This window comes from bacterium (assembly GCA_021372775.1).
Taxonomy (GTDB): Bacteria; Acidobacteriota; Polarisedimenticolia; order J045; family J045; genus JAJFTU01.
Genome location: JAJFTU010000009.1, coordinates 1 through 1,750, shown reverse-complemented (window position 1 = coordinate 1,750; position 1,750 = coordinate 1). Strand labels below are relative to the sequence as shown.

2 protein-coding genes are annotated in these 1,750 nt (G+C 73.4%); one reads left to right on the top strand and one right to left on the bottom strand.

The annotated features are described in order from the left end of the window. Positions 1-350 (top strand): hypothetical protein (locus tag LLG88_00350; protein MCE5245363.1); only part of this gene is annotated, 350 nt, incomplete at its 5' end. A 130-nt stretch (positions 351-480) separates the two neighbouring features. Here the strand turns inward: LLG88_00350 and LLG88_00345 are convergent. Beyond that, positions 481-1,750: PAS domain-containing protein (locus tag LLG88_00345; protein ID MCE5245362.1), on the bottom strand; the 1,270-nt coding region annotated here is incomplete at its 5' end.

The window sequence follows — 1,750 nt, the reverse complement described above, 5'->3', positions numbered from 1 at the left end:
AGATGAAGAAGATGCGCGAGGCGATGGAGCAGCTGCAGTCGGCGCTGAACTCCGGCGACCTCGACGGGGCCAAGAAGGCCTACCAGACGATCCAGTCGCTCGCGCCGCAGGACGGGAAGCAGAAGCCGCAGGGAAACGGCGTCGGCGACGCGTTCACGGCGCTCGGCGACGCGCTGGACTCGGGCGACCTCGACGCCGCCAAGAAGGCGATGGCCCAGATCCAGAGCCATCGCGCGCACCACGGCCGCCACGTCCGCAAGGCGGCGGACGCGGAGAGCCAGACCGCGGTCACGGCGACCGTGGTCCAGGACGAAACGCCGTCCGACGGCAGCCTGAACGTCACCGCGTGAAGCAAGAAGCCGGGGGACGGTCTTGCCGCCCCCCGGCAACTCTTGCCGGGCGCCGTCGCGTCCGCCGACCCCGCCGCGGGCCGCGCGGCGCCGCCGCACGAGCGCGCGCGCCGTCGCGTCCGCCGATTCCTCACTGACCGGAACGCCCCTCGAGTTCCTTGATCGCGCGCGCCGCGCATTCGGGGCAGAGGCCGTGCGTGATCTGGGCGCCCGTGTGCTTGGCGACGTAGGTCTCGAAGCGGCTCCAGAACCCCTCGTCGTCGCGGATCCGGCGGCAGGAGGCGCAGACCGGGATCAGGCCGCTGAGCGTGGAGATCTCCTCGGCCGCGCGCCGCAGCTCGGCGATCAGCCGTTCGCGCTCGAGCTCGGCGCGGCGCCGCAGCGTGATGTCGCGCAGGACGACGAGCCGCCCGACCGGAAGCGCGCCCGAGAGGATCGTCGCCGCGCGCCCCTCGAGGACGCGGTCTTCCCGCAGCACGGCGCACAGTTCGACGTCCGACGGCCCGGTCGCCGTCAGCACGCCGTACAGCGCCGGCCACTCCCCGACGAGCGATTCGGCGGAGCGTCCGAGAAGCGGGCCGCCCGGCGCGAGAAGCTCCGCCGCCGCGGCGTTGGCGTCGGCCACCCGGCCCGCGCCGTCGAGCACGAGGACGGCGTCCGGCAGGGCGGCGAAGAGCGAGTCGCGCGCGATCGGCGCGACATCGAGGACTCTCCGGTGCCGCGCCCCCCACGACAAGGCGACGCCCACGCCGAGAAAGGCCAAGGCGGTCCAGTCGAGATCGGGGATCGGGCCGAGCTTGAACGCGTAGGTGAATCCGCCGACGCAGAGGGCGCAGGCGCCGACGGCGAAGGCGATGAAGCGGAGGCGGAAGCCGCGCAGCGAGGACGCGGCGGCGACGAAGAGCAGCCCGGCCGCGCTCGCCGCGCACAGCAGCGAGTAGCCGAAGAAGACCCAGAAGAACGGGCCGTAGTTGTAGCGGGCGAGGCCCAGGCCGCCGGGCGGCGTCTCGATCGAGGTCCACATCCAGCCGTGGAGTTGGTTCGTCCAGGCCACGGCCAACGTCGCGCAGGGAATCGTCCAGAGGGCCGCGGCGCGCAGCCGGCCGACGAGCAGCGAGCGGAGCCCGGCCTGCTCGACGGCCATGAGCAGGCAGAGCGGCGCGGCGAACGCGGCGGCGAAGTACTGGAGCTGCGACGCGAGGAGGCGCAGACCGGGCGTCGTCAGGAACAGCTCGACGCAGTCGACGAGCGACCACCACGCGCAGGCCAGAAGGAAGAGCGAGAGGCGTCGCGCGCCGGCGACGCGCGGGGCGCGGACGGCCGACGCCGCGGCGAGCGCGAAGCCGGTCGCGGCGGCGAGGCCATAGAGGCCGACCAATGTGAGAAGGAACGGCGTCATC